At 41.2% G+C, this 26,049-nt stretch carries 26 protein-coding genes and 1 tRNA gene; 15 read left to right on the top strand and 12 right to left on the bottom strand.

Annotated elements, in window-relative coordinates:
- Positions 1-68: 68 nt before the first annotated feature.
- The 6 genes from DFP82_RS10175 to DFP82_RS10200 all read right to left on the bottom strand — a co-directional run bounded on the left by DFP82_RS10175 (position 69) and on the right by DFP82_RS10200 (position 4,676).
- Entirely contained in the window at positions 69-692 is a 624-nt protein-coding gene (locus tag DFP82_RS10175; protein WP_110923629.1) for a F0F1 ATP synthase subunit delta, read from the bottom strand.
- 13 nt (positions 693-705) lie between these two features.
- Positions 706-1,176: a F0F1 ATP synthase subunit B gene (locus DFP82_RS10180; protein ID WP_110923630.1), complete on the bottom strand. Its 471-nt coding sequence runs from the start codon at positions 1,174-1,176 to the stop codon at positions 706-708.
- A gap of 117 nt (positions 1,177-1,293) precedes the next feature.
- Complete coding sequence (atpE, locus tag DFP82_RS10185) at positions 1,294-1,542, bottom strand: F0F1 ATP synthase subunit C (protein ID WP_010197960.1); 249 nt, start codon at positions 1,540-1,542, stop codon at positions 1,294-1,296.
- A gap of 33 nt (positions 1,543-1,575) precedes the next feature.
- Positions 1,576-2,442: a F0F1 ATP synthase subunit A gene (gene atpB / locus DFP82_RS10190; RefSeq protein ID WP_110923631.1), complete on the bottom strand. Its 867-nt coding sequence runs from the start codon at positions 2,440-2,442 to the stop codon at positions 1,576-1,578.
- 685 nt (positions 2,443-3,127) lie between these two features.
- The gene (locus DFP82_RS10195) at positions 3,128-3,526 is read right to left on the bottom strand and encodes an ATP synthase subunit I (protein ID WP_110923632.1); all 399 of its coding nucleotides are present in this window, start codon (positions 3,524-3,526) and stop codon (positions 3,128-3,130) included.
- Positions 3,527-3,791: 265 nt separating this feature from the next.
- Entirely contained in the window at positions 3,792-4,676 is an 885-nt protein-coding gene (locus DFP82_RS10200) for a metal ABC transporter solute-binding protein, Zn/Mn family (RefSeq protein WP_110923633.1), read from the bottom strand.
- Between the two features lie 168 nt (positions 4,677-4,844).
- On the opposite strand from DFP82_RS10200, the gene DFP82_RS10205 reads away from it, so the two are divergent.
- From DFP82_RS10205 to gluQRS, 6 genes are all read left to right on the top strand, one after another.
- Complete coding sequence (locus DFP82_RS10205; protein WP_110923634.1) at positions 4,845-5,408, top strand: transcriptional repressor; 564 nt, start codon at positions 4,845-4,847, stop codon at positions 5,406-5,408.
- Positions 5,409-5,569: 161 nt separating this feature from the next.
- Positions 5,570-6,313, top strand: coding sequence for an ATP-binding cassette domain-containing protein (locus DFP82_RS10210; protein WP_110923635.1), 744 nt, complete (start codon positions 5,570-5,572; stop codon positions 6,311-6,313).
- A gap of 99 nt (positions 6,314-6,412) precedes the next feature.
- Positions 6,413-7,231, top strand: coding sequence for a metal ABC transporter permease (locus DFP82_RS10215; RefSeq protein WP_110923636.1), 819 nt, complete (start codon positions 6,413-6,415; stop codon positions 7,229-7,231).
- 285 nt (positions 7,232-7,516) lie between these two features.
- The gene (locus DFP82_RS10220) at positions 7,517-8,365 is read left to right on the top strand and encodes a metallophosphoesterase (protein ID WP_110923637.1); all 849 of its coding nucleotides are present in this window, start codon (positions 7,517-7,519) and stop codon (positions 8,363-8,365) included.
- A 488-nt stretch (positions 8,366-8,853) separates the two neighbouring features.
- On the top strand, positions 8,854-9,291 hold the full coding sequence (dksA, locus tag DFP82_RS10225) for an RNA polymerase-binding protein DksA (RefSeq protein WP_110923638.1): 438 nt from the start codon (positions 8,854-8,856) through the stop codon (positions 9,289-9,291).
- Positions 9,292-9,697: 406 nt separating this feature from the next.
- Positions 9,698-10,624 (top strand): tRNA glutamyl-Q(34) synthetase GluQRS, encoded by a 927-nt coding sequence (gluQRS, locus tag DFP82_RS10230; RefSeq protein WP_110923639.1) that lies wholly within the window; start codon positions 9,698-9,700, stop codon positions 10,622-10,624.
- 122 nt (positions 10,625-10,746) lie between these two features.
- Here the strand turns inward: gluQRS and ftsW are convergent, their stop codons facing one another.
- The gene (ftsW, locus tag DFP82_RS10235) at positions 10,747-11,943 is read right to left on the bottom strand and encodes a putative lipid II flippase FtsW (RefSeq protein ID WP_181416295.1); all 1,197 of its coding nucleotides are present in this window, start codon (positions 11,941-11,943) and stop codon (positions 10,747-10,749) included.
- Between ftsW and DFP82_RS14715 the strand changes: the two genes are divergently transcribed.
- Positions 11,828-12,070, top strand: coding sequence for a hypothetical protein (locus DFP82_RS14715; protein ID WP_110923641.1), 243 nt, complete (start codon positions 11,828-11,830; stop codon positions 12,068-12,070). The genes ftsW and DFP82_RS14715 overlap by 116 nt on opposite strands.
- A 148-nt stretch (positions 12,071-12,218) precedes the next feature.
- Here DFP82_RS14715 and murD read toward each other — a convergent pair whose 3' ends face one another.
- Positions 12,219-13,631 carry a UDP-N-acetylmuramoyl-L-alanine--D-glutamate ligase gene (gene murD, locus DFP82_RS10245; RefSeq protein ID WP_110923642.1) on the bottom strand — a complete coding sequence of 471 codons (1,413 nt, stop codon included), beginning with the start codon at positions 13,629-13,631 and terminating at the stop codon, positions 12,219-12,221.
- Positions 13,632-14,292: 661 nt separating this feature from the next.
- On the opposite strand from murD, the gene DFP82_RS10250 reads away from it, so the two are divergent.
- The 4 genes from DFP82_RS10250 to DFP82_RS10265 all read left to right on the top strand — a co-directional run bounded on the left by DFP82_RS10250 (position 14,293) and on the right by DFP82_RS10265 (position 18,979).
- The gene (locus DFP82_RS10250; RefSeq protein WP_110923643.1) at positions 14,293-15,792 is read left to right on the top strand and encodes a SulP family inorganic anion transporter; all 1,500 of its coding nucleotides are present in this window, start codon (positions 14,293-14,295) and stop codon (positions 15,790-15,792) included.
- Positions 15,793-15,963: 171 nt separating this feature from the next.
- Positions 15,964-16,818 (top strand): universal stress protein, encoded by an 855-nt coding sequence (locus DFP82_RS10255; RefSeq protein WP_110923644.1) that lies wholly within the window; start codon positions 15,964-15,966, stop codon positions 16,816-16,818.
- Positions 16,819-17,298: 480 nt separating this feature from the next.
- On the top strand, positions 17,299-17,637 hold the full coding sequence (locus DFP82_RS10260) for a P-II family nitrogen regulator (protein WP_010197981.1): 339 nt from the start codon (positions 17,299-17,301) through the stop codon (positions 17,635-17,637).
- Between the two features lie 79 nt (positions 17,638-17,716).
- A complete protein-coding gene (locus DFP82_RS10265; protein WP_110923645.1) occupies positions 17,717-18,979 on the top strand; it encodes an ammonium transporter in 1,263 nt (420 codons plus the stop codon).
- A 485-nt stretch (positions 18,980-19,464) separates the two neighbouring features.
- Here the strand turns inward: DFP82_RS10265 and DFP82_RS10270 are convergent, their stop codons facing one another.
- The 3 genes from DFP82_RS10270 to DFP82_RS10280 all read right to left on the bottom strand — a co-directional run bounded on the left by DFP82_RS10270 (position 19,465) and on the right by DFP82_RS10280 (position 21,279).
- Positions 19,465-19,848: a DUF2147 domain-containing protein gene (locus DFP82_RS10270; RefSeq protein WP_110923646.1), complete on the bottom strand. Its 384-nt coding sequence runs from the start codon at positions 19,846-19,848 to the stop codon at positions 19,465-19,467.
- 259 nt (positions 19,849-20,107) lie between these two features.
- Complete coding sequence (locus DFP82_RS10275) at positions 20,108-20,371, bottom strand: hypothetical protein (RefSeq protein WP_110923647.1); 264 nt, start codon at positions 20,369-20,371, stop codon at positions 20,108-20,110.
- Between the two features lie 86 nt (positions 20,372-20,457).
- Positions 20,458-21,279, bottom strand: a complete 822-nt coding sequence (locus tag DFP82_RS10280) for a DNA/RNA non-specific endonuclease (RefSeq protein ID WP_245905701.1) — start codon at positions 21,277-21,279, stop codon at positions 20,458-20,460.
- A gap of 205 nt (positions 21,280-21,484) precedes the next feature.
- On the opposite strand from DFP82_RS10280, the gene DFP82_RS10285 reads away from it, so the two are divergent.
- Together DFP82_RS10285 and DFP82_RS10290 are read left to right on the top strand one after the other, a co-directional pair.
- Positions 21,485-21,575, top strand: a tRNA-Ser gene (locus DFP82_RS10285).
- 283 nt (positions 21,576-21,858) lie between these two features.
- Positions 21,859-23,217 (top strand): tyrosine-type recombinase/integrase, encoded by a 1,359-nt coding sequence (locus DFP82_RS10290; protein WP_110923648.1) that lies wholly within the window; start codon positions 21,859-21,861, stop codon positions 23,215-23,217.
- Here the strand turns inward: DFP82_RS10290 and DFP82_RS10295 are convergent.
- A complete protein-coding gene (locus tag DFP82_RS10295; protein ID WP_110923649.1) occupies positions 23,214-24,146 on the bottom strand; it encodes a hypothetical protein in 933 nt (310 codons plus the stop codon). The two genes, DFP82_RS10290 and DFP82_RS10295, sit on opposite strands and share 4 nt — an antisense overlap.
- A gap of 545 nt (positions 24,147-24,691) precedes the next feature.
- Here DFP82_RS10295 and DFP82_RS10300 point away from each other — a divergent pair.
- Positions 24,692-25,585 (top strand): YagK/YfjJ domain-containing protein, encoded by an 894-nt coding sequence (locus tag DFP82_RS10300; RefSeq protein WP_110923650.1) that lies wholly within the window; start codon positions 24,692-24,694, stop codon positions 25,583-25,585.
- A 170-nt stretch (positions 25,586-25,755) separates the two neighbouring features.
- Positions 25,756-26,037, top strand: a complete 282-nt coding sequence (locus tag DFP82_RS10305; protein ID WP_110923651.1) for a hypothetical protein — start codon at positions 25,756-25,758, stop codon at positions 26,035-26,037.
- Positions 26,038-26,049 lie beyond the last annotated feature (12 nt).

Raw genomic sequence — 26,049 nt, forward strand, 5'->3', positions numbered from 1 at the left:
AACCCGCCCACTGACTTAAATGCTCTTACTATCACGCAGATATTAAATGACTGCGTTGATGAATGGCATTAGGCAGTTAGCTGTGTTTTTAACTGTTGTAACTTGCCGCGCATCGAATCATCAATGATTTTGTCACCGACTTTGATCGTAGCACCTGCCAATAGACTTGGATCAACTGATTCGTGAATCACCACACTAGCGTTTAGCGAGGCAGCGAGACGTGTTTGAATCATTTGACGTTGGTCATCCGTTAATGGATAAGCAGAAGTCACATATGCGTCAAGCTGCTTTAAGCTTACTGCCTTGTGATGACGATAATGCTCATAAACTTCAGGAAGCAGCGCCAGACGCTCTTGTTCTGCCAGCTGCTTAATAAAATTATTGAGCGCTGGTGATACTTTAGGATAGCTAATACTATTACCGTAGCGAGAACCTTTGTTCTCACCTAATAGCTGTTTAAAAGCAGAGTCGTTATCACCAGCCACTTGTGAGTCATAAAGATCAACCAAAGCAGCTGACTTATGCTCAGCCGTAACGGCTGGATTTTCTAGCCAAGTACGGAACGCTTTGTCATTGACAATTGCACCAGCGATAAACAAGAAATTTTCCCACTCGTCTACGGCCCCGTTTTCATTGGCATAGTCAAACGCGGCTCTAGCGTAGGGTCGTGCTAAGGTTGATAAGTCAGCCATTATATCCTCACAGTTACAGCTTCGCCGCCAGTTGGTCTAGCATACTGGCATGTTTTTGCACATCGACTTTGTCTTGCAAAATCTTTTCTGCACCAAGTACAGCCAGTTCAGCAACTTGGGCACGTAATGAGTCACGCGCCTGATTGATTTCTTGGTCGATAGACGCTTGCGCTTGTTGACGAATGCGCTCGCCTTCCACTTGGGCCTGCGTTTTTGCATCTTCGACAAGCTGGTTGGCACTCTTGTTCGCTTGCTCGATTAGAGCAGCAGCTTTAGTCTTTGCAAGAGTAAGCTCCTGCTGGACATCTTGCTCCGCGGTCGCCAGATCTGCTTTTGCTTTTTCTGCGGCATTCAGGCCTTCAGCAATTTTACGCTGACGCTCATTGATGGCACCAATAAGTGGTGGCCACACGAATTTCATGCAGAACATCACAAAGATTGCAAAAGCAATGGCTTGACCGATGAGGGTAGAATTGATATTCACGTGATCACCTCTTTGTTAATGAAAAATCAGTTTCATTGATCATATTTGATAGCCAAACTTTGGCTATGGTTAAGATACAAACTTTGACTACCAAACATTTACAACTGAGCTTTCTGATTAACCTGCTAGAGGGTTAGCGAATAACAATAGCATAGCAATACCAACACCGATCATCGGAATAGCATCAAGAAGACCTGCTACGATGAACATACGAGTTTGTAGCTGTGAGCCTAGTTCTGGCTGACGTGCTACGCCTTCTAGGAATTTACCACCTAGAATAGCAAAACCAATACCTGTGCCAAGTGCGCCAAGACCGATAAGTAGCGCTACTGCGATAACTGTGTAACCACCTAATACTGGATCCATTGATGTATCCTCATTTACCTATTGAATGTCTAATTAATGTTCAGTTGATGATGCGAGCGACATATAAACTATCGTCAGCATCATAAATACGAACGCTTGAAGTGTAATAACTAAGATGTGGAAGATAGCCCACGGTACCGATAACGCCCATTGAATCCAAAACGGCATTAGAGCAATCAGTATGAAAATCAATTCCCCAGCATACATGTTGCCGAATAGACGCAAACCAAGTGATACAGGTTTGGCTATTAGAGTAACTGCTTCTAGGATGAAGTTGATGGGAATCAAAATCGCTTGTACGATTGGGTTTTTGGCGCCAAATGGATGTAGTGTTAATTCACCGATAAAGCCGCCCAAACCTTTTTCTTTAATGCTATAAAAGATAATCAGTGCAAAGACAGAGAACGACATGCCAAGCGTGATGTTAGGATCAGTCGTTGGAACAATCTTAAAGAAAACATGATGTGGATCATGGCCCATTGCGGCACCAATTTGTCCCGCAATACCTGGAACGAAGTCAACAGGTATTAGATCCATCAAGTTCATCAAAAAGATCCAAACAAAGATGGTCAACGCCAATGGTGCAATCAGTTTTGATGTACCACTGTATGAATCACGAACGTTGTTATCAACAAACTCAACGATCAATTCAACTGCTGCCTGCATTTTACCTGGCACGCCTGAAGTGACTTTTTTGGCAACCATCCAAAAGATGGTACAAAATAGAATGCCCAGACCAATTGACCATAGCATAGAGTCAAGATGGATAGCTTTAAAGCCCATTAGCCCTGCTTCTTCAGCAGTATAGGCAACTTTCCAACCTTCGCCCGGCAGATAGCCGTACGTCCAATTCGTTAAGTGGTGAGAGATATATTCTGATGATGTTTGCTCGGATGCCATAATGTAAGCTTCTTATTAATCAACGATTTAATCAACTACCAAAAATATGGTTGTCATCTGATGAGGTTTAGTGTTTTATTTGATGTGCTTATAAGCAAGCAAATAATTCATGCTAACGCGCTCATGTAATCAATAACATCCAACCCATAGTTCTATTACTAGTGCGCAACTCAATAGCTACAAATGAAATTTAGCTATCAAAAAAGGGCTTATGATGAATCAGTAATAGCCCTTGCATGTGTACGAAAAATTATTATATATGTGCTCGCCTACTGTCGTGTTCCACGACTGGCGCCTTATACAAGGTTTGTAAGCAAAATATTTAGCTGCCTATATTAATGCAGCGTTGTATTCGTGTAAAGTCAATTGTTACTTTTTTATCCGTTGTATGAATAAGTTAGCAACGCTTAACGTTTACCAATATAGCTTTACGGCTGTAATTTAATTGTAATAATTTAATTACAAATGATAACGATAGCGAAACTTGCCCTACCCTATCACCGCATTCTTAAATGCTACATTCATTTAGAACACTTATACCACAGTTTTTATAGTCACTAGCGCTGTCATAAGACAGATTTTTATGTTTTGACTTTTTAAAACTAGTCATAGAGAAGCTGGACGGCAGGGTGGCTTGCATAGCGTTATTAATCACAAAACCATATAAATAGTTACATGATTAACCCTAGCGTATATGCCACAACATCCAACTGTGACTAATTTGCATTACCATAAAACCGATAAACAGCGCAGGCGCAGATAGGGGTTGTACGGTAATAAAAATTAGTGCGAAACCTAACACGGCTAATAGCCATTTGGCCATCTGCCCTCGATATAGCTGGCTAACAATATGTTGGCGTGCGCGATATCCAGTATGCCAAAAGATAAAAAAAGCAAATACGGCTTGAGTAGTAAAACTTAGCAACGCACCAATTGCGGCGCTTTTCGTTACAGTAAGCTCACTATCTAACCAAATAGCATCTAGAATCCAAACATCAATAATCAGGATAAACAATACCCAGGCTTGGCGTTTGATATAGATACCAATCTTATCTTTCTGCGTGCGTTTGGCAGGCTTGGTCATCGGTATTCCTATAGCCTTACAATATTGGGATAATCTAGTATCCTTGTGACACTTTTATCCGTGAATCGCTCACTCTACAGGTAATGCCTTTCAACCAAAATTAAACGCCACTTATTATAAGGAGCATGTGAGTTTTAAGCAAGCATAATATGAAATTTGTCAACTATTTAGCATGAAAACACACCTCAAACTAGGCCACACTTCATTTGAAAGCACTTAGTTTGAGGCATGGTAACATTTATTTGAAGAATACTTCGATTTATTCCTACTTATCATCCACACAATTGTTAATTTGCTGTGCCATATTCGTCCACCCTTTTACAAAGTCTTGACTGTCGCTCATGTCTTCGATTTGAGCAGTGGTACTAATTGGTTGCAACTTAGCAAGCAGTCCTTTAGAAACTGCACCTTGGTTAACCATACACATCTGCTTAACAGGACGGTTCTCATTCAACCAACGCAATTGACTTGCTTTCGGAGAGATATGGTGGTCTGGGCTTAAACTACCTGCTAACTTTATATGCGCAGCTTTTTCAATATATTGATAGGCATCATGATAAGCCCAGTAAGGACGGTTTTTCTGTGAGGCTTGTTGTATAGTGGCAACTGCTGTATCCATACGAGCAGCGAATTTTTTAACATTGGCTTGGTAAGTGCTTGCGTACTCTGGGTTAGCACGGCTGTGTATCACGGCCAATGCACGAGTAATGGCTTTGGCATTTTCAGGATCTAGCCAGATATGCGGATCAAGCGTGCCTGCAATCGGCGCGCCTTTCACATCACGAAGTGGATAGCGGTTGAAGGCTTTAAAGTCAAACATAGCAATGGCATTAGGGGCTGTCTCTAAACTGCCAGCCAAGCTGTTTTCTAATGAAGGTCCAAACCAAACGACGAACTTACTGTCTTTAATCGCTTTAATATCGCTTGGACTGACGCTTCCATGATGCCCTACATCACCTGGTTGTAGAATTCTATTGGCGGATGGTGTTCCTTCAGTCACCGCTTCACTGAGTAAAAACATCGGATAGTTGCTCACACTAACGGTTGCTGCTTGAGCATTTAGCGTTAAAAATCCTAGTAGTGCTCCAGAAACTAGCAGACGTTTTATCTTGATGATTGGATGTAGTAACTGATTGAAAGCTGAGTTCATAGTAGGTGTCTTTGATATATGGTTGATAGTGTCGAAATATCATGTTTAGTGAAAAGTGACGATACAGTAGATAACATAAGACAGCTTATCTTATCTTCGTTTTATTATGTTATACTATAACAATAAAAAATATAATAAAACAGCCATTTATTTTTAGGAGTCTGCACCATGTCTATCCACTCATCAGATTGTGAACATCTACATGATGCGCAAGACTTTACGCCGCATGATGTTGTCGAGCGCTTAACCGAAGCAAAAGAGCGATGCCGTTTAAATGGATCGCGCTTTACATCTTTACGTCAGCAAATATATCAGTTGGTATTAGAAGCCAATAAGCCCATCGGTGCCTATGACCTAATCACTCTATTACAGAATATGCGCCTGTCAGATTCTCAGAGCAGTGATGATAGTAAAGAGGCTGACTCAAAAAAGTCCTCATCAAAAAAACAAACCAACAAAAACGTCGCCCCACCAACGGTCTATCGCAGCTTGGAGTTTTTATTGAGCGAAGGTTTAATTCATCAATTAACGTCTATCAATGCTTATGTTCCTTGCTGTCACCCAAGAGCGCAGCATACGGCGGCTTTTTTAATCTGTGGTCAGTGCCAGCGGGTACAAGAATGCAGCAGCCTGCCAGTACGAGAGATGATGAGCTTTGCTGAGCAAGATGTTGGGTTTGTTGTGGAGAATAGTGTTATTGAACTTAGTGGTCGATGCCAAGCTTGCCAATAATCTATCAGTCTTGTTTTCACTATTTTTAGTACTTTTTATTGGTTTTTAATAGCAATATTCTGATTATTTCTATCTTTTACTTATCCATTCGTTGTCATATTATGAGCCCATCTACTTCAATATCTAATCAGCCGCTCTCCCCTACTGCTGATAACCGTCCCATGAAAGATACCAACCAGCTGCTGAGCTTAAGCAATATCAGCTACCATGTTGGACAGCAACGTATCCTTTCAAATATCGATATTGACATTGCGGTCAATGAGACGGTAAGTCTGGTGGGACCTAACGGTGCTGGCAAATCAACGTTGGTTAAACTTATTTTAGGTTTGATTGATCCGACTAAGGGCAATATCACAGCGCATCAGCCACTACAACTTGGCTATGTGCCGCAGCGATTTACCGTACCGCCTATATTGCCCTTGCGAGTCAGTGACCTACTGGGTCAAGCAAATAAAAAGCGTCTAACCGACGAGCAGCGCCAGTTCATATTTGATAATTTAGCATTGACGCATTTGCTGTCACGGCAGATGCTGCATTTGTCAGGTGGCGAAACACAGCGCGTTTTATTAGCCCGAGCCTTACTGGATAAACCCAATTTATTGATTTTGGATGAACCCATGCAAGGGCTTGACCCTGATACTGAGGTTTGGCTCTATCAGTTCATTGACAAGCTACCAGATTTCTTACATTGTGCCATGTTAGTGATATCGCATGATTTGCATTGGGTAATGAGAGGTAGTCGACGTGTTATTTGCCTCAATAAACATATCTGCTGCGAGGGGCAACCAAGCGAGCTGGCCATTAGCACCGAATTTAAAAAGCTATTTGGTCATTATTATGAGCAACCTTATGTGCATCAGCCACATGCTTGCCAGCATCACGCACCAAACGAGCTCGAACAATAATCATCAAAACCAAATATATGATGGCTGTATCTAGCCAGATATTTTTGATATTTACTGATACTGCCTCATGCCTTTATAAAAATTTTACGGATATTTATTATGACCACTTGGTTAACCATTATTGCTCCTGCTTGGATTGCTGGCAGTATTTTAGCACTACTATCAGCACCATTAGGGTGTTTGGTATTGTGGCGCCGTATGGCCTTTTTTGCTGATGCTCTGGCACATGGCACTTTACTTGGTGTGGCCTTAGCTGCTTGGTGGCAACTGCCGATGGGCATTGGTGTTTTGTTAGTCAGCATTGCGGTAGTGTTAGGACTGGTATTAATTGATGATGAACGCTTACCAGCGGATGCCGTATTGGCGGTGGTGGCTGTCTCATTATTATGTTTAGGATTATTGACCTTAACCCAGCTGACAGATCAGCAAGCCAATGTATTAGGCTTTTTATTTGGTAATTTATTGGAGCTAGATTGGGCCGATTTACCTCTACTTGCAGGTAGCGTGCTGGTGGGTTTGGGCTTACTACGCTATATATGGCCAGCGCAAATTAAGCTAGCAACTCACGAAGCATTGGCACGTATTCAAGGTATCAACCCGACACGCCAGCGATTGTTCTTTATGGGGATATTGGCAGGGTTCTGTGCTGTTGCGCTACAGGCAGTCGGCAGCTTATTGATTAGTGGATTGTTGGTATTGCCAGCACTAACCGCACGCTTATGGGTTACATCACCAAAACAAATGGTCATTATATCTTTAGTTATTGCTCAGTTAGGTGTTACTTTAGGAGTTTGGGGCAGCATTTGGCTAGATATTCAGACTGGACTATCTATTGTATTGATATTGGCCATTTTGTTTTTTTTGGCACTGATTTTATCAAAGGTGATAACCTCAAAATTTTGGGTGGCGCGTCATTAGCAGACTATAAAACACCGCATAAAAGAGATCTTGCTTAATTATTCAACTTTATTTGATTAATATTGCTAGAGCTTTGTTTTACTTTATGTTATAAACTTGCCTCGACACTATTGGTATCATTAATAATAGAAAGCTGCCTATAATAGCTGTTGAAAATATAGTGTGGTAACTGCGATTAAATATCATATACGATGGAAAAAGTAGTGAAAACAGATAATAGTGACTCGTTTACTTATGGTCATGTTGACAGCGTCAATTGCTCTGCTTTAATAAGGGACTGACCCAATGCCAAGCAATACTATCAGTAGCATCAGTACGCTAGATGAGCAAGTTAATATCTTACAAGTCACCGATTTACACTTATTGACACCTAGCGCTTTTATTACAGATAACGATAATATTGACAGTGATGAAGCTGCCATTTATCAGCATAGCTTTGAGAAGGTGCTTCAACAAGCATTGAATGAAGATATTCGCTGTGACCTCATTCTCGTGACAGGTGACTTGGTCAATAAAATCATACCTACGATTTATGACCATATCTTTAAGGTATTACAAGCGACCAACATTCCTTTTGCTTGTATTGCTGGTAATCATGACGTCACTGATGAAATTGGCTGTCATTTGCCGTTTTTGCAGCGCACATTGGTTGCTCAGCCTGCTGACCCTCGTTTATTGAGCCAACATATTATTGAAACTGAGTATTGGCAGTTACTGCTGCTAGATTCCTCCATTAGTGGTGAGGTAGCAGGCGAAATAACACCTGCCGACATGAGCTGGTTATGTGAAAGACTCAGTGCTTGTAACAAGCCTACGCTAATCGCCCTACACCATCATGTTATACCGGTAGGCTCTGCTTGGATTGATGCTCACATGGTAGAAAATAGCGAAGATTTTTGGCAGCATATGCTAGCTTTTGAGCATCTAAAAGTAATCATTAGTGGACATATTCACCAAGACCAAGTTCGCTATCGTCAAGGCGTTTCTGTCTATACAACACCCTCAACCTGCTATCAGTTCATGCCCAACGAAGATGACTTTGCTTACGATGAAGACGCTCGACCTGGTTACCGTTGGTTGCAATTAGCCAACAATGGAACGGTTGCAAGCTGGGTTGAAAGACTGGATACTTGATGGCCATAATTACTGGCTCAAAGATAATTTTAACCCTTATATATTAAGCATTTAGCTAACATTAACCACCTTAATATAAAATGGATATCGAAGTAAAATAGCCACCAGTATAAAAAATCACTTCATTATTATTAGAAACAATGATACAACTTATAAAATGAAGACTGCCTAACACCTACCATTAGGTACAATCATAATGGCTAGGATGACTAAGTCGACCATAATTGAGGTTTTAACCGTCAGTGGTTTGCAGTATTTTTTAAACAAGACTATTTAAATAAAGATAAGCGTAACCATATATTTGACCATCGCTATGTTGATGTCAGCATAGCAAGATAGCCATACTATTAGATCAGCTGTGTTACTTGTGTTACCAAGTGGTAAAACGTTTTATAAATGGAAAGCATTATAGCGTTCGTAAAATTAATAACGTCTTATCTGTTGATACGTCGTTTTATTGAATTAATTTGAAAAAGTAGGATACCCATATGAGCACCGTGACCACGAATCCGAGTGAAGTGAAGTTTACTCCTTATGTGCCAGCCAAAGACGAAGAATATATGTCTGATGCTCAGTTAGAGCATTTTAAAGCGATTTTATTGGACTGGAAAAACCAACTGATTGGCGAAGCAGATCGTACCAAGACTTATATTCAAGATGAGTCAAGTGCCATGCCAGATATCAATGATCGCGCGACTCAAGAAGAAGAGTTTGCGTTGGCTTTGCGTACGCGTGACCGTGAACGTAAACTCATTCGCAAAATCGATAAATCTATGTCAGAAATCGAAAATGATGACTATGGTTTCTGTGAGACTTGTGGTGTAGAGATTGGTTTGCGTCGCCTTGAAGCACGCCCAACAGCGACTCAGTGTATCGACTGTAAAACGCTATCTGAAATCAAAGAACGTCAGAACCAAGGCGCTTAGATAAGATAGCTTCAATCAAGCATAAGAAGACCATATTTAAGTACGAGCGACCATATTATTGGTCGCTCGTTGCGTTTTAGGCTATCGTTTCTTTGCTGAATAACCTTTAATCAATCTATAAATATAGCCGCTGACGATAATAGCCCCTAACGATAAGCATTAAAAAACCAATTTTATTTTTAGAAGTCATGTAGTCGGTTCAATATAATTTGGATACAAGGAAGCCGAGTGAAAGTACTACAAATTGTAGGCTGAGCGAGGCTGACACCGTATCCAATTTATAGAGGATTGACTATACTCCTAACAAATTATCTCATTTAATAAATATCTTTTTGGACCCAACTTTATTATTCTATCTGAATAACGCTATCATCGATAACCACCTATTTAAAAAATCAAGACTCCTATGCCTACTCCTTCTCAGCCTATCGGCCGTTTCGCACCTTCACCCACTGGTGAATTACACCTTGGCTCTTTAACGACAGCACTTGCCAGCTTCTGCCATATAAAATCACTGGGTGGTCAATGGTTACTACGCATTGAAGATACCGATATTGAGCGCTGCGATCAACAGTTCACTGAGCAAATCTTGATTGATCTAGAAGCGCTTGGCTTACACTGGGACGGCGATATCATTTATCAATCTGAGCGTATTGATATCTATAATGATTACTTAAACTCTGCTTTGCATTCGCTCACTTATGGCTGCCAATGCTCACGTAAAGGTTTAGAGCAATATTGGGCAAAAGAAGAACAGAGCCAAATTCATAATGAAAACCAGCCAAATAGAAAGCGTTATCCACGCTGCTGTGTCGCCGCTGACCTTGATAGACAGCAGCATAAACTACGCATACAGCTACCAGACTATAAAATTGGCTTCAATGATGGTATTCAAGGAATGCAATGGGATAACCCTCAGCAGACATTAGGTGATATGGTGGCTCGTCGCCAAGATGGCATGATCAATTATATTTTGGCTGCGAGTCTCGATGATGGCTTACAACAAGTTACCCACATCATGCGTGGCTTGGATATATTACCCATGACCACAGCCCAAATTAGCATCATGAATGCTGCTCACTTACCCGCTATCGACCACTGGTATCACTTGCCGTTGATATGCAATCCTGATGGACAAAAACTCTCCAAACAAAACCTTGCACAACCCATCGATACACGCAATACAAGTCAGTTAATCGCTCATGCACTAAAACTATTACAACAACCCGTCGTAGACAGGGATACCCCTGAAAACATGCTCAAGCAAGCCATTGCGCAGTGGGACAACACGCCTCTGCAGAACCAACAACAATTAAACCTGCCTAACTTATAAGAAATGATACTCAAACAAGATGATACTCAAACAAGAGGCAACAAAAAGCGCCACTCATTAGCGACGCTTTTTTAAAGGAAACCAAGCACTAGTTATTAAGCACCATGCATAATAATAAACTGCTAATAATAACGACACTGGCTTTTTTCGATCTCAGGGCTTTCTTTATAAATTTTCAGCAATAGCGCAACCATCACTAGGCTAATCAACATAGATGAGCCACCATAACTAAAGAATGGCATGGTCAAACCTTTGGTCGGAATCGCGCCCATATTCATCGCTGCATTAATAATCGTCTGTGCGATAAATACCACGCCAATACCAAAGGCCGTATAACTCATACGCATCTGCCGACGTTTTAACGCGTTATAACTGATACGCATCGCACTACCGATAATCAGTGCTTCGAGCACCAACACCATAGTGACCCCAACAAAACCTAACTCTTCACCCGTAATTGCTAGTAAAAAATCCGTGTGTGCCTCTGGCAAATGCGATAATTTTTGTACGCTCTCACCATAGCCAACACCCGTAAACTGCCCACGACCAAAAGCAATCAAACTACGTGCTAACTGGTAATCGGTGTCTTGCACATCATCGAACGGATCCATGAACGACATCACACGTACCAATCGATACTGCGCTGTCGTGACCATCAATACTGCGCCACCAACAGCAGCCGCAGCCAATGCTAAGAAGTGCTTATAAGGCGCACCAGCGATATAAAATATCGCAAAGATGGTGCCCAAAATCACGACAAAAGAACCAAAATCTGGCTGCGATAACAACAGCATAGTAATGAGCGCGACCACTAGCATAATTCGCAAAAAGCCATCTAAACCATTACGAACTTCGAAAGACCGGCGTACCACAAAGTCAGATACAAAGACAATCATAACTAGCTTGGCAAGCTCTGCTACCTGAAAGTTAAAAACTCCCAAATTCAACCAGCGCTTAGAGCCATTAATAGGCGTACTAAACAAGGTTGCTACTAATAGCACGCCCGTAATACCGAGTAGCATAAATTGGGTTTCGGTCTTATATAGTGTTCGTAAGGACACGCTATAATAAGGAATAGACGCGATAACCAGTCCAATCGTCATATACAGCAGTTGGTTGTTAAAAAAGTACAGCTCTGTCATACCGCGACTGAGCGCAAAAGGAATAGACGCAGAAGCGACCATTAGTAAACTGAGCACCAGCATGCAGCCGACGCTCGATATCAAAACAGCACGTGCTGACGGCATAGAAAGAATACCATCAGAGCCAGCGGCTTGTTTTGGTTGGGACGAGGAACGAAAAAACGAAGGGAGCGCCATAATTTTATATACACTAACGAACGAAAAACACGGCGTCTATGAAACGCCACCGTTTAAAAAATATGAAGAAGATAATACCAAACAGATCACTTGTCTGGTTATGATTGACAGTAGCAGCAATCTATAAGCAAAACAATCATTTATACAGAAAATGCTTTCTGAGAATAAACACTAACTAAATAACGTTTTATTATTCAATATTGTTGTTTATTCTCAGAACAACTAATTATCAAGCCAGTTAGGTATCAAGACAAATAGCCTTTATGCTAATTTCATTACACACATTCAAGTTGGCTGACCAGTTGACTAAAATGCTCACCGCGAGCAGCGTAGCCACTATATTGATCAAAACTGGCACAAGCAGGAGACAGTAGCACCGCTTGTACTTGCGATAGGCTACTTGATGTCACCTGTTGAATCGTAGCAAAAGCTTTCTCTAGCGTTTGACACTGATGTAATGCCACATCAGTATTAATCTTCGCTGCACGCAGATGTTGTTCAATCAGCTGAGCATCTTCACCGATAAATAGCACTTGGCTAACGTATTGATTAATGAATGGCGTCAGCTCGCCAAATGCTTGGCCTTTACCTTGTCCACCCAAAATCAATAATAACTTGCCGTCTTTTGGCGCATAGACCGCACCTAGCCCTTCGATTGCGGCCATGGTTGAGCCAATATTAGTACCTTTGGAATCATTAAAATAATCAATATCGGCAGCATGAGCGATATATTCACAGCGATGCTCAAGTCCAGTGAAGTGCTGTAACGTATCTAGCATACTATCAAGTGGTAAACCAGCAAGCTCGCCTAAGGCTAAGGCTGCCTGTGCATTGAGCAAATTATGACGACCTTTAATCAACAGTTTGTCTGCCGACAGTAGCAATTCTGTACCACGAGCGAGATAAATCTGACCTTCAGGATCAACGATAAGGCCATACTGGCTTTTATCAGGAGCATGAATACCTGTGCTTACTCTGGTTAAGTTATCAGCGACTAACGGGCGCGTCAGTGCGTCTTCACGATTAATAACGATGGACTTAGCACCCTGAAAAATACGGTGCTTGGCTTGATGATAACCCAACATATCGCCATGACGGTCTAAATGGTCAGGCGACATATTGAGAACTGTCGCTACCTGCGCACCCAAATTAGTGACAGTTTCTAGTTGAAAACTGGATAACTCCAACACAGCCAATGCCATTTCAGGATTATCAAGTAGCGTGAGCGCTGGCACACCAATGTTGCCACCGACACCCACATTGATACCAGCATCTGCGGCCATTTGACCGACCAACGTGGTTACGGTACTTTTAGCATTAGAGCCTGTAATAGCCACGATCGGTACCGTACAAGCTTCACAGAATAGCTGAATATCACTGACCACTGGAATGTGAGCTTGGCGTGCAGCAGCAACGGCTTCGGTAGCCAAAGAGATACCAGGGCTGATAATGATACGTGCTGCTTGCTGTAAGAGCTCGGCATCGATTGCACCGAACTGACGGATATCAACTTCAGCTGGCAATTGATCCGCTAATGTAGGTGCTTCTTGTGCATCAGTGACTGCTACTTGATAGCCTTGCTTGGCCAGATAGCGCGCAACGGATAGACCAGATTGCCCCAAGCCGACCACGACTTGTAGACCACTGCCTTTATGAAGTAAGGCATCTGTTACAGTGTTGGTGGTCATATATATTCCTTCTATTTTACGAGCAAAATGGCATCAAGCAGACCTAATCTATAAAGAGTCCAAATAATGCCTTCAAGATGAGAAGCATCATAACGGTATCGTTCAGATTTCGGTACTGGTTTTTTATGACTTTATGCTATTATGCGCCTGTTTTTATATTAAGTGGCTAGTGCTATAATAGTCGCCCTAAGCTATGAATGGTTGGGTATTCCCCCAAGCATTTTAGTTTAGCATGTTGCCACAGTTAACGCGCTATTCGCGTGTGATTGTCACTTATCTTTAACAGAGATTGGTGTTGCGGTCATGCTCTATCAAGCGACAATGTTTGTTTGACAGATTATTTACCACCCTCTACCGCACAAAGTCATTACTGACTCTATTCATTATTTTAGGTGCTATTTTACGCAACCTATTTTAAACAATATTTTTTAGGTAATCTCACTGAATTTATCATCGTATTAGTGATTGGTGAGCGTATTAGTGATACCAATCATAAATCAGTAGACATACTTATTATCGACCTTTAATAATTCAATGCCACCACATGATGCAATGCGTGTCGTGGTAAAAGAAAGATGGATAGCTACTTTTGTAGCGACGCGATCATTTTATTAATGAGTAATGATTACTTTTTTTGCCTCTAACCCTACGCAGTTTACTTATGACATCTTTTATTGATAACTTACGTGACGAGTGGTTTTCCAACGTTCGCGGTGACGTCTTATCAGGTTTGGTCGTCGCACTGGCACTGATTCCTGAAGCTATTGCTTTTTCTATTATCGCGGGTGTTGACCCAAAAGTCGGCTTATATGCCTCATTTTGTATCGCTGTCGTGATTAGTTTCGTTGGTGGCCGTCCGGGTATGATTTCGGCTGCGACAGGCGCCATGGCACTGGTGATGGTCGACTTAGTCGCCGATCATGGTTTGCAATATTTACTGGCCGCTACCCTATTATGTGGCGGTATTCAGGTTGTGATGGGCTTACTAAAGCTCGGCAATTTGATGCGCTTTGTCTCTCGCTCAGTGGTTATTGGCTTCGTCAATGCACTGGCTATATTGATATTTGCGGCTCAGATTCCTGAGCTTAACCCCATGACTGAACGTGTTGGCATGACGGTTTATATCATGACGGCAGCCGGCTTAGCGATTATTTACCTATTTCCGCTTATTCCTAAGATTGGCCGTGTGATTCCCTCGCCACTTATTTGTATCGTTGGCTTGACGGCTGTCGCGATGTATATGAATCTCGATATTCGTAACGTCGGCAGCATGGGTGATTTGCCAGATTCATTGCCAATGTTTTTATTGCCTGACATTCCATTGAATCTCCAAACCCTACTGATTATTGCGCCTTACTCTATCGCGTTGGCCGTTGTCGGTTTATTAGAATCTATGATGACCGCGACTATCGTTGATGAATTGACTGATACGCCAAGTGATAAAAATAAAGAATGCCGTGGTCAAGGTATTGCCAACGTTGTGTCAGGTTTCTTTGGTGGCATGGCAGGCTGTGCGATGATTGGTCAGTCGATGATTAACGTCAAATCTGGCGGACGCACGCGTCTGTCTACCTTGATGGCAGGTGTTGTCCTACTCATCATGGTTGTATTCTTAAGTGAATGGGTCAGCCAAATTCCAATGGCAGCGTTGGTCGCTGTGATGATTATGGTATCTATTGGGACGTTTAATTGGCAGTCAATTCGTGAGTTTAAAACGCACCCAATGTCATTTAACATTGTCATGCTAGCGACTGTTTTGACGACGGTATTCACGCACAACTTAGCTTATGGTGTGGGCGTGGGCGTTCTACTATCTGCCCTAGCATTTGCCAATAAGATTGGTCAGTTCTTAACCATCTTTAGTGAGTATGATGATAGCAGCAACACCCGCTATTATTACGTGCAAGGACAAGTATTCTTCGCATCTACCACACAATTTTTAGCTAGCTTTGATACCAAAGAAGCACTAGACAGCATTGAAATCGATGTTAGCCAGGCACACTTCTGGGATGTCAGTGCCGTAGATACTTTGGACAAGCTGGTCATGCGCTTGCAACGTGAAGGTATTGATGTCAAAGTGGTTGGACTCAACAATGCAAGTCGAACACTGATTGATCGCTTCTCTGTCCATGATCGCCGAGATATTGGCCTATTGGATTAAGCAGAGTACGTCTGCATGGTAAATGCTGGTGTTGCTTGATAGCATCTAAATAAACAATTGAATAAATAGTTTAATACACAGCTGCAGTGGTTGAGAGAATTGGGTATCAGCATTACCATCCAACTCTTAAACCAAGCAGCTGTATTTTCATTAGAATGATGTGGTGGTCTTATGAGTAATTTAAAACCAGATAGCGTAATCGCCTGCTTAGACTGCCCTGATCACGTGCAAGCGGTGTTAGAGGCTAGCATGTGGGCCTCGACTCGCCTACAAGCGCCTATCGGACTGTTGCACTCTGTGCCGAGCTTACAACAAAAAGCAGCGGTGAATTATTCTGGCTGTTTGAACATCGATGATGAAAACATGCTGCTCGAGCAATTCACAACCAAAGAGCATTTGAGTAACTGTGAGCTAAAGTCTCAAGGCAAGCTATTGCTACATCAAGCCACAACCTATTGTGAGCAGCAGCGCAAAAAGCTGAAGACATATACCTTGCATCGGCACGAAAACCTCAATGAGAGTATCGATTATGTTGACGATAAAGCACAACTTATCATCATAGGCCATAATGTTACCTGCAAAGCAACACTGAGCCAGCTGGTTAGAGTCAGTCACTGCCCCATTTTGGTGACTCATGCACCATTTTTGCCCCCTACTACTGCGTTATTTGCATTCGATAACAGTCCAACGTCGCATAAATTGCTTAATTGGCTCTGTAAAACATCGCTTGTGCGTGCATTGACTGTGCATATTGTGATGATCGGCAAAGACAACTCAGAAAACTGTGATGCCCTACGTGAAGCTTATGCACGTCTCAAACAAGCAGGTATTAAATCTAAAAAAGCATTGCTAGACTGCCGCGATGTCACTGCTGCTCTACATTATTATCAGAATGAAAATGACATCGGTCTACTGATGACAGGAGCCTTTGGTCAATCTCGTATCCGCACATTGTTACAAGGTAGCGATACCAAAAAGCTCCTAGGCAGTACTAAAACACCTTATCTGCTATTCCCTAAAGCGTAGGCTCAAAATAGCCTGTAGCCCACTACATGACTATTATTATCTTGTTAGATGCAGAGCATGAGTACTAATATCAGGCTCTGCCGCCCAGCTTTGCTATATATCAATACACTCTCTAATACTTCTCTCCATCTAGCGCTCAATGCATTTCCACACATTAAATCAATTTAGCAAATCATCACATGAAATACATGGATAGCCTCCCCAAGCACCTAAAAAGTTGGTTATAATAAAGTTTTCGTTGATTCAACGCTAAAGGTTTATACAGGCCATTTATACCCATAATGACAGTGCTTACCGTGGTAGCATAGTCATTACTCTTTGCCCTGAACGTGAGTTTTTTGAGCACAAAGTTCCAATCTTACCTATCCCCCTTGAGTAAATTGGCACAGTTCTTGAATAACTTATGATAAGCAAGGCAGAGATACGATGTACCACAATGCCTCTATCAATCTGCAGCATCACACAAATAAGGAATATTTTATGAAGCTAATCACTGCGATCTTAAAACCGTTTAAGCTCGATGATGTACGTGAAGCGCTTTCTGACATCGGTGTTAAAGGTGTCACCGTTACTGAAGTTAAAGGTTTCGGTCGCCAAAAAGGTCATACCGAACTTTATCGTGGCGCAGAATACGTGGTGGACTTTTTACCTAAAGTAAAAGTTGAAGTGGCTGTTATCGATGAGATGGTTGAACCTGCTATCGAAGCAATCACTCGCATTGCGAGCACTGGCAAGATTGGAGACGGCAAAATCTTCGTCACCGCTCTTGAACAAGTCATTCGTATCCGTACAGGCGAGACGGGTCCTGACGCTATCTAAAAGCATATGACCAACCTATAAACAAAAATTATAGATCACACCGATAAGCTGTATTGCATCAATTCAAGGGGGAATTAATATGCAAAATCAAATCTTCGAGCTCCAGTACGCACTTGATACGTTTTATTTTTTGATATGTGGGGCGCTAGTCATGTGGATGGCAGCGGGCTTCACTATGTTAGAAGCTGGCCTAGTTCGTTCAAAAAACACCGTTGAGATTTTAACCAAAAACATCGCACTTTTTGCGACCGCTTGTACTATGTACATGATTTGCGGTTACGCCATTATGTATGGCGGTGATTTGTTTTTGAGTGGTATCGCAGGTGGTGACACACTAGTAGAAGAGGCTTTGACAGCATCAGCTGAAAACGGCTTTGACGGTGACTCTGTCTACTCTGCCGCGTCTGACTTTTTCTTCCAAGTAGTATTTGTTGCAACCTGTATGTCTATCGTCTCAGGGGCCGTGGCTGAGCGCATGAAGCTTTGGTCATTCTTACTGTTTGCCGTGGTGATGACTGGTGTCATTTATCCACTAGAGGGAAGCTGGACGTGGGGCGGCAATGATGTATTTGGCATGTTCAACTTAGGTGATATGGGCTTCTCTGATTTTGCAGGTTCTGGTATCGTTCATATGGCGGGTGCTGCGGCTGCATTGGCAGGTGTACTACTGTTAGGTGCACGTAAAGGTAAGTATGGCCCTAATGGCGAAATACGTGCCATTCCAGGTGCCAATCTACCATTAGCAGCACTTGGTACGCTCATATTATGGATGGGTTGGTTCGGCTTTAACGGCGGTTCAGTACTAAAGCTTGGCGATATCGCCAGTGCCAACTCAGTTGCCATGGTCTTTTTGAATACCAATGCAGCAGCAGCAGGCGGTGCAATTGGTGCTTTAATAATAGCACGCATCATCTTTGGCAAAGCTGACTTAACAATGCTCTTAAATGGTGCGCTTGCAGGGCTAGTCGCTATCACGGCAGAACCCTCTACTCCATCTGCATTACAAGCCACACTATTTGGTTTAATCGCTGGCGTTATCGTTGTGCTATCTATCTTAGCATTAGATAAAATAAAAATAGATGATCCAGTCGGTGCTATTTCAGTTCATGGCGTAGTCGGTCTATTCGGTCTACTTATTGTACCAATTACCAATCCAGCGGCATCATTCGTCGGTCAGATTGCTGGTGCCGCTACCATCTTTGTTTGGGTATTTGTTGCTAGCTTAATCGCTTGGGCAATTATCAAGGCAGTTATTGGCCTACGTCTCTCTGAAGAAGATGAGTATGAAGGTGCAGATATAGCAGAATGTGGTATGGAAGCTTATCCAGAGTTCGTGAGATAAGTACTTTGAAACCATACTAAACTATAAGCACTAAAAATCCCGCGATACCTTTTGGTAAAGCGGGATTTTTTTGATCAAAATTAGGGTGTGTCCTCATTTCAAAAATGATGGTAAAAATGAGATAAGTTGCAGTCAAACAAGGAAAATAGTGCAGGTAATATCGAGATATTAGTTAACTATTTGACGCTGTTTGGCAAGATTTAGCCATTTTTAACCCATTTAGATTACCATCGATTGAATTGAGGACATGCCCTAGTATCGTTTTGGCAATTATCAAAGTAGTTATTAGCCTACGTCTCTCTGAAGAAGATAAGTACGAAGGTGCAGATATAGCAGAATGTGGTATGAAAGATTATCCAGATTTTGTAAGATAAATACTTTGAAACCATACTAAACTATAGGCATTAAAAATCCCGCGATGCCTTTCGGTAATGCGGGATTTTTTTGATCAAAATTAATATTGATAAAAGAACAACTATATTAGGTTATTTCTTTTTCCATGTTTGACTGCGTGAGAATGGACCAATATAGCCTTTTAGGTTCAGGGTACTGCCATTTAAGCTAGCTGTCATACGATAATCTTTACCTTTCTCAGGATCCGTAATCGTACCACCGCTATATTTACCACCACCATCAGCTTTTAGACCTTTAATGACTTTCATACCAACGTGTTTTTTACCTGTTGCTGAGTTGGTAGCGATAAGTGTCCCTGTTAGCACACCATTTGACTCAGTAATTTTCACTGTGCCTTTTGGTTTACCTTCATCAAAGGTCTGCCAAGTTGTATTGGCGAGTGGATCAGCGGCAAACGCCATAGTGGCTAGACTGATACCTGCAACTGCTAAAGCGGTTTTTGTAAATAATTTCATAAATTGACTCCCTTCATACAATGATTACTCGAAACATTATGTTTCTGATATTCCATGCTTATCCGTTGCTAGAATACTTTATTACAAGCTTGACGATCTCATACTAATTGAAAGCCGATTACTGCCATTGCTTATCAGCCTCTTCAAAGCTTTGAGTGATATAAGCAATGTCTTAATTCATTATAAGCAATTTTTGGACTTTGCCTAGTAGTTTTTTTACACTTTATTATTTCTGTAAAAACAAAACTATATCAAAGGGTTATAGAAATGGATTATCTATATCTTTGCCCAATTGGTCATCATTTTCTTTTGACTTACTGTCATTCTTGCTATAAGTATCATTAACTTCGAAAGCTTGTATGATTTTAGCGGTCAGTGCATGTAGCTGCTGGGCTTGCTCATATCCAGACGCGTCTAAAGTCAGATCAAGATCACCATAAATGATAATTTTGTCTTCTTGATTTTCAATTACAAGCTCACCTATCTGCATACTTTGATGATTATTAGCAAAGGGTTCAATCATTTGGTCATCCATCCTATTAATAGCATCTTACATTATTTCTTAGTATCACTCGCTTTCGGTCATTGTCTACATTCACATATAAACCTCTATGCTTGCAACTGACCCAACAGCCACTCAATAATCGCCCAAACAAATAGCATCCAAGTAGGTTCTTCTGTTGGCTCATCAGCAGGTAAATCAGAACTTTCACCCGCTTTCAGTGGCAAATCGAATGCTTGTTTTTTGGTCTGAGAGTCCAGCATGGGCAGAACATCGATACCGATTTCGGTAGCCAACTCATCAATACTGATAATTTCTATACGCTCCGACTCATCGTTTGGTGCGTAGTAAACCCCTGCTTGATTAGTCGCTGGGATATAAACAGCTTTGAAGAAATGACTGGGTACAAGCACACGATCAGCGAGCTGCTTGGTTTTTTTATTCGTAAATGAAACCCCTGTAATCGTATAGACTTCACCATACTGCTGCGTCAGATATCGAGTCGCTGATTCAATATTACGCCAAATATAACGATTATTACGAGGTGACTGTGGGGCAATATTAGCCAAACTGAAGCTGTCATATTGTTGGCTGCGATTGGCCATATCAGCATTAGGTGCTAAATGTCCGCGATCATAACCAGACTTTGAGTAGTCAGATAATGAGGCGCGTGCGGATTCTGGCAATTTGCTTTCTTCATGAAAACTGTCTTCACGATCAATCTCTTTGGCTTGCTGTAAGCGCTTACGATCTAGATGCTCTGCCGACCATAACGGTGTGCGCGATACGCCTGAATACATGACGGCAAAACCATCCATACATAGCGCTTGCGTCTTATTACTGAGTTTGTCATTGGTAAATTCGGGGTAAACACCACCATAAAAAGACTCACTACACTGAGTAAAATCATCAGCATTTGCTGAAGTCATGCTTATGGCAACCGTCGCAACGGTCATTATTATGCTATTTTTGAGAGTATATTTGAGCCTACCAACACTTATCATTTAACTTTCAACCATCTATGCTTGTTATTACGGATACGCTATCCTAGCAGGCGTCTACAAATAAAGAAAGATAAGGTGTAATTGGTGACATTTTAAATGGTATCCGCTATACTGAGCCAGTCAAAAAAATGGTGAAGTGGGTGAGTGGCTGAAACCGCACGCCTGGAAAGTGTGTATGCGTTAATAGCGTATCGAGGGTTCGAATCCCTCCTTCACCGCCAATCTTATAAAATCTTAGTTTTCCTATCTTATCCCACCCTATCCTAAATTATCCTGTAACTCTTTATAAATAACGCTTCTAGCGTTTTTTTTATGCCTGCTGTTTTCCTAACCTATCCGAACATAACCCACCTATTCCATGACTTGTGTTGGTCTATCCGTTGGTCTATTATTTATATACACCTAAATTAGACCAACATTCGACCTATTTTTATACGCCTTAGACCAACATAATCGTCTTAATGCTGTAAACATATAGCTCGTAGGTATAGGAAATAGACCAACATGTTAAGCGATGCCAAAATTCGTAAACTCAAACCTACTGATAAATGTACCCCTGCTCGTCCAGACAAATATAGCGACCAACAAGGTTTGCAGTTACTGGTACGTAGCTCAGGCACTCGAACATGGGTAAGTGCTTATCGCTTCGATGGTAAGCAGCAGAAGACTACTTTAGGTACATACCCGCAGATGGGCTTAGCAGAAGCTAGAGTAGCTAATGCTGATATTAAGGCTTTAGTAGCAAATGGCATCAATCCAAAGAATAAAAAGCGTCAAGACAAACTTGCGAATGAACAAGCTAAAATGTTCAATGAGTATGCACTTGAATGGTTAGAGGAGCGTAAGCGCAACGTAAAGACTCGCACCTATCAACAAGACTACAATCGCATGCATAAAGACGTTATTCCTAGCTTTAAAGGAATAGCCTTGAAAGATGTGAAATTTGAAGATTGTAAATCGATGGCAGATAGCATTGAAGCTAGGGTCGAAAAAGGAACACCACCACGAGAAGTAACCAGACGCACTATTGATCTCGTTGGCAATATTCTTAAAAGAGCTAAGAGAGAACGTCTAATCGAGGTAAATCATACAGAAGGGTTAAAAGAGCTATATCCGAAAGCGAAAACTAAGCACATGAAACACGTTGAGCTTAGTGAGTTACCCAAGCTATTACAAGACATTGAAGGCTACCATGGTCATGACCAGACTCGATTGGGCATGAAGTTTTTAGCCTATTCATTCTGTCGTACTATCGAGCTACGTATGATGAAATGGGAACATATCGACTTCCCCAACCGTCTATGGCGTGTCGATATTGATAACCTTAAGATTGCGCGTAAGCATGTCGTTCCTTTGTCAGACCAAATGCTAGCAGTGTTAGAAGAGATGAGACCCATCACAGGCCAATACGAATATGTGTTCTATCATACTGGCATGCACCAGCCTTATAGCGAAGAGTTTATTAATAATGCATTAGACATCCTTGGCTACGCTGGCAAGCAGACTGGGCACGGATTCCGTCACATCGCATCCACTAACCTAAACGAACTTGGCTATATGGGGGACGCCATCGAGAAGCAAATGGCACATGACAAGAAAAGTAGCATCCGCGCAGTGTATAACCACGCACAGCACTTAGAAGAACGACGTAAAATCATGCAGGTCTGGGCAGACTTTTTAGACTTACTCAGAGACAAAGGCGAGGTCGTAGACTTCCAAATAGCTCGACAGCAGATTGAGATGTCATTAGAAAACAAACACCCTAGCTCATTACAAAATGCTGATAAGCAAGCTCTAATTAAAGCATTACTAGCTCAAGGGGTTACAGCAGACGAGCTACAAGACTATATTACTAAGCATTAATATAGGTCCTTACCATTTGAATCTAGATAATCTAAATCGTAAAAACGATTAATCAGCATATCAAGCATGGCTGTCTCTGCCAGCCCTTGAACTTCTGACATTTTTTCTAGCCTAGATTTAGTCTCTTTGGTTAGTGGTAAATGATAGGGTTTCTTTGTTTTCCCAGCATTACGGTATTTCTGCTGACTCCAAGCGCGCTTCATTTTATCAATAAAGAGTTCCTCATGGTGGGAACGCCTAGATACATTCTTTAAGTCGCGCTGCTCTAACAAGTGCATTGCTCCTAATCCAGTATTCATGGTGTCTATGGAGGCCAGTATTAAGGCTCTCTTACTTTCATAATTTATGGGGTCAAGATTGTTACGTATGAGCACACCTTTAGATTTTAAGTAGTTTTCTGTCCATTCCATTTGCTTTATATCTCTCGATTTTAACCATTTGGAACAATTATTTAGCCTTTCTATATTTATCCAAAGTGATGCAATCGAATTCAAAATCTCTATCTTTCGGTCTACATGTACGTTTCTGCTTGAGGGAATACTATCAAAATACCATTGTATCTTTTCCATCAAATCGTCATTAATTCCTTCAAGTTGAATGTATCTCGGTGGTGTCATTTTACCAAGAATATCCATAGTGAATAACTGCGCTCTCAAGTTATTTTCAAGCCACTTAAAGTGTTTCTCAGCAATCAGATTTAGAGGCATTTCGGATAAACCTGCTTCAACTAATTCCTTAGCATCTCTTACATCAAGCAACTTTCTTATTAAGGAATTCTTCAAGTTGATATCAGATTCAATGACAAATTTTTCACCTACACTTTCTCTAAGAAAACTTTGTATGTACTTAATTTCTCTTTGAGATAGAGATTTGAACACTTTTTTGAAGTACTGTTCCTTTTCATTATACTTTGCATCATGACTGAGCATATTTGAAAACCCTGTAAATAAATTTATATCACGCGTGATATTTTAGTGTTAATTGCATAATCTTATCATATTATTTTAGTGTTATATTTTCAACAAGTACTTCTCGATGTCTCAGTAAATACGCTTAGTTAACAGGAAATCCTAGATAATATATTATTTATATTCATGTATAGACAATCGTAGCTTACTAACTATTTGATGTTATCTTACCCACTGAAGACTTATTGGTTTAACTGAGTCTGTATTTTGACCTTTCTTGATAATCTTGAATTAATATTGAGTCAATATCTGAAATATTGGGATGAACTAACTCTCAATACTCAAGATATACGTTAACAGCCTAACTCCATCCCAATTTTCATCACTCAAAAAGCCTGAAAACCCTTTATCTGGGCGACGGAAAAACTCTAGAAACTCTGCTCCTGAATTTCTCATATATGGTTGGTATCTATGTTATTAATTAATACTACTTACTAATCACCATTAAAAAATACGAGTCAACACTACTCTATGAACAATTCGTTCTCATTCATAGGAGTAGTCTCATGTCATACCCACGTATCCATCAATCCAAACTTATCAGTACTATTGACTTATTAGTTAGAGATATTCTATTTGGAGATATTGATATCAGCCATGTCAGCGTTCAGCTATCAAAGTTGTATTTACCATTGCTAGACAATTACGATCCCGCATTGAAGTACATGCCAACTATTAAAGCCTTCAAAAAGAGTACTGAAAAAGTGATGGCTCACCCACACTCGCGAAATCACAGGTGGGGCTATTACAATACGGTTCAATTTATTAATTACCTAGGCAATCATGAAGCTCTCATTACAGACGAAGATACTAAGCTGAATAAGCAAGAGAAAAGTAATAGCAAATCGCTTGAAGCAGATTTACGCATATCATTTAAGAAGCATTCTAGGCTACTATTTGTCAGGGTTGATTTATTCTACTTAAAAGACACCATGCATTTCATCACTATTGAGGACTTGCATCGGCACTTAAAAAAGCTCAGGCAGTTTATAGGCAATAAAAAGACATGCTTCAAGGATTTAGTAGGCCATGCTATAGCGATAGAGCAAGGGCATGAACATGGCTATCATTGTCATGTCTTGCTAATCTATAACGGTGCTAAGCGTCAAAGAGATTGGTATTTAGGACGAGTTGTAGGAGAGAAATGGGTGAGTATTACCGAAGATCTTGGCTCTTACTATAACTGTAATAATTATGATTATAAAAGACCCTATGAGGAGAGTGGCACACTAGGTATTGGTATGATATATCGTCACGATGAACAAGCTGTTGAGAATGCGATAAGAACAGCCTTATACCTCACTGACCCTAATAAGACTGACCGCTATACTGACAGGCTTGACCAGCATCTCAAGATCAAGCTACCTAAAATGAAAACTTTTACTCGCAGTATTACTTAAGGTCAAAGTGTAGTAGTCAACTGAATCCATACCAAAGTAATTTCAAATACATACTATTTTAATGAGATAGCGCATTAGTAGTTAATAAAGCGCCTAATCCAATCAACATTTAATCAATAAAGGTCTGCCTCGTGCAGGCCTTTTTTATGCCCAAAATAAAAGGAGTATGTATGAAAACCATCTGTCCATGTTGTCAGTCAACTGCGGTCTATGAGATGACTGATGGCATCAGTATCAATTTGATCGACCAGCTGTTGTCTCCTGCAGTTCTAGTCAGCCTTGGCGTTAGTCTGTGCAAGACGCTTAAGATTCATCCTGCTATAGGCGTGGTTGCAGGCACAACAATCGCAGCACTTATTGAGATGACTCAGTCTCATCAAGCGCTACCAATGCTAGTCAATCAGCAATATCGCTGTGATGACTGCACGCATGTCTTCACCACCTTTCATTAATCCAGTTAACCC

The organism is Psychrobacter fozii (assembly GCF_003217155.1).
GTDB classification, from domain to species: Bacteria; Pseudomonadota; Gammaproteobacteria; order Pseudomonadales; family Moraxellaceae; genus Psychrobacter; species Psychrobacter fozii.

Excerpts from the sequence above, each read along its gene's own strand:
- DFP82_RS10175 (WP_110923629.1), bottom strand. The coding sequence starts at position 692 with ATGGCTGACTTATCAACCTTAGCACGACCCTACGCTAGAGCCGCGTTT.
- atpE (WP_010197960.1), bottom strand. The coding sequence starts at position 1,542 with ATGGATCCAGTATTAGGTGGTTACACAGTTATCGCAGTAGCGCTACTT.
- atpB (WP_110923631.1), bottom strand. The coding sequence starts at position 2,442 with ATGGCATCCGAGCAAACATCATCAGAATATATCTCTCACCACTTAACG.
- DFP82_RS10195 (WP_110923632.1), bottom strand. The coding sequence starts at position 3,526 with ATGACCAAGCCTGCCAAACGCACGCAGAAAGATAAGATTGGTATCTAT.
- DFP82_RS10200 (WP_110923633.1), bottom strand. The coding sequence starts at position 4,676 with ATGAACTCAGCTTTCAATCAGTTACTACATCCAATCATCAAGATAAAA.
- DFP82_RS10205 (WP_110923634.1), top strand. The coding sequence starts at position 4,845 with ATGTCTATCCACTCATCAGATTGTGAACATCTACATGATGCGCAAGAC.
- DFP82_RS10210 (WP_110923635.1), top strand. The coding sequence starts at position 5,570 with ATGAAAGATACCAACCAGCTGCTGAGCTTAAGCAATATCAGCTACCAT.
- DFP82_RS10215 (WP_110923636.1), top strand. The coding sequence starts at position 6,413 with ATGACCACTTGGTTAACCATTATTGCTCCTGCTTGGATTGCTGGCAGT.
- DFP82_RS10220 (WP_110923637.1), top strand. The coding sequence starts at position 7,517 with ATGCCAAGCAATACTATCAGTAGCATCAGTACGCTAGATGAGCAAGTT.
- dksA (WP_110923638.1), top strand. The coding sequence starts at position 8,854 with ATGAGCACCGTGACCACGAATCCGAGTGAAGTGAAGTTTACTCCTTAT.
- gluQRS (WP_110923639.1), top strand. The coding sequence starts at position 9,698 with ATGCCTACTCCTTCTCAGCCTATCGGCCGTTTCGCACCTTCACCCACT.
- DFP82_RS14715 (WP_110923641.1), top strand. The coding sequence starts at position 11,828 with ATGCAGCCGACGCTCGATATCAAAACAGCACGTGCTGACGGCATAGAA.
- ftsW (WP_181416295.1), bottom strand. The coding sequence starts at position 11,943 with ATGGCGCTCCCTTCGTTTTTTCGTTCCTCGTCCCAACCAAAACAAGCC.
- murD (WP_110923642.1), bottom strand. The coding sequence starts at position 13,631 with ATGACCACCAACACTGTAACAGATGCCTTACTTCATAAAGGCAGTGGT.
- DFP82_RS10250 (WP_110923643.1), top strand. The coding sequence starts at position 14,293 with ATGACATCTTTTATTGATAACTTACGTGACGAGTGGTTTTCCAACGTT.
- DFP82_RS10255 (WP_110923644.1), top strand. The coding sequence starts at position 15,964 with ATGAGTAATTTAAAACCAGATAGCGTAATCGCCTGCTTAGACTGCCCT.
- DFP82_RS10260 (WP_010197981.1), top strand. The coding sequence starts at position 17,299 with ATGAAGCTAATCACTGCGATCTTAAAACCGTTTAAGCTCGATGATGTA.
- DFP82_RS10265 (WP_110923645.1), top strand. The coding sequence starts at position 17,717 with ATGCAAAATCAAATCTTCGAGCTCCAGTACGCACTTGATACGTTTTAT.
- DFP82_RS10270 (WP_110923646.1), bottom strand. The coding sequence starts at position 19,848 with ATGAAATTATTTACAAAAACCGCTTTAGCAGTTGCAGGTATCAGTCTA.
- DFP82_RS10275 (WP_110923647.1), bottom strand. The coding sequence starts at position 20,371 with ATGATTGAACCCTTTGCTAATAATCATCAAAGTATGCAGATAGGTGAG.
- DFP82_RS10280 (WP_245905701.1), bottom strand. The coding sequence starts at position 21,279 with ATGACTTCAGCAAATGCTGATGATTTTACTCAGTGTAGTGAGTCTTTT.
- DFP82_RS10290 (WP_110923648.1), top strand. The coding sequence starts at position 21,859 with ATGTTAAGCGATGCCAAAATTCGTAAACTCAAACCTACTGATAAATGT.
- DFP82_RS10295 (WP_110923649.1), bottom strand. The coding sequence starts at position 24,146 with ATGCTCAGTCATGATGCAAAGTATAATGAAAAGGAACAGTACTTCAAA.
- DFP82_RS10300 (WP_110923650.1), top strand. The coding sequence starts at position 24,692 with ATGTCATACCCACGTATCCATCAATCCAAACTTATCAGTACTATTGAC.
- DFP82_RS10305 (WP_110923651.1), top strand. The coding sequence starts at position 25,756 with ATGAAAACCATCTGTCCATGTTGTCAGTCAACTGCGGTCTATGAGATG.